The organism is Bartonella sp. AC130YNZD, from assembly GCF_042196865.1.
Classification (GTDB): Bacteria; Pseudomonadota; Alphaproteobacteria; order Rhizobiales; family Rhizobiaceae; genus Bartonella.
In genome coordinates this window covers 4,237-5,477 of record NZ_JBHIQZ010000047.1, presented here as the reverse complement: position 1 = coordinate 5,477, position 1,241 = coordinate 4,237, and the positions used below count along the sequence as shown (strand labels likewise).

The 1,241-nt window shown below is 48.1% G+C and carries 1 protein-coding gene; it reads right to left on the bottom strand.

The window, feature by feature from the left end:
• A partial coding sequence (locus ACFINU_RS08895) for a hemagglutinin repeat-containing protein (protein WP_375667589.1) occupies positions 1 to 1,241 on the bottom strand: 1,241 nt, incomplete at both ends.

The window sequence follows — 1,241 nt, the reverse complement described above, 5'->3', positions numbered from 1 at the left end:
ATATTCAAATCTTTTCCAGAGGAAAGCGTTGTTGAGCCTCCAGAGTTGACTTCTGATTTATGATGCATGGTGGCATCACCCTGTTCATCATGGTAATGGGTTTCTGCTGAACCGATCGTCAAGTTACCTTGTTCTGTAGCCATGGCAAGATCACCTCCGGTAGTGATCCCCACCCCTGAGGCGGTGATATCTTGTTTGGCAATTACGCTCGCATTGCCCCCAGCAGAAAGCGCCTCGGTGTTTAATACGGTCTCCACGCCGTCAACCGTTGTGCGCCCTGCATCCAAACGAATATTCTTCTCCGCAAGGAGAACAGCATCACCACCCGCCGCAAAATGCCCTCCTTGACTGAGGATATCCCCACCATGCACATGCAATTGGTGATTTGCCGCAATCCGCCCTGAATTGGTTATCGTGGAATTGCTTGTATTTTGGCTGGTGATATTGACATCATCGCCCATGATCAAAGCCCCAGCAGAAACAAAGGAGGCTCTGTCTTTTTCAGGGATGTAAAGCACCGGTGCGTAAACATCCATGCCCTTGACCTGTTGGCGCACATAAATCACCATCGGGGCTTCTAGGGATGCCAATTGTTCTTCACTCAAAGCCTCACCAAAGGGGAGATTGTGGGCTTTTGCATAGTCTGCCCCGACATCCAGCAAGGTTTTGACTTGTTCAATGGCATCACTTCCAGGAATAAAGGAACCTTTGCCCAAACCTTGACCAACCAGATCACGCATTTGTTTTTCAATCAATTCCTTTTCGAAATAAGCATCACCTAAGAAAAAAATCTCTCTGTCAGGATTGTAGCCAATTCTGTTCAAATAATAGGCTGAGCCATAAAACTTGCCAACATCAAGGAATTCTGCCCGCGTTTCATAAATAAAATTCTGGTTGGGCAGCGTGCCCCCAACCCCACCCGATTGGGGCTTTGGTAAAGGGAGCCCCTCAGAAAGTTCCCCTGCATTATTGAGATCCACTTTTGGTGTAAAGAGAGCACCAGCCCCGGTTAAACCACTTAAGGACTCCAGTGGATTGCCTTCAACTGCTTGTGCTTTAAAATGCGCATCCCCTGTAATCGAACCTTCCGCTGCCGTGTTATTGAGTTGATCGACCACCAAATTCAACGTGCCACCCGCTTGGACAAGACCAGGAACGCTCTCCAAAGCTTCTGAACCAATCTGGCGATCCTTGCCATTGGCTATATCTAAAGAAACATCGCGGCTTCCATCAGCTTTATA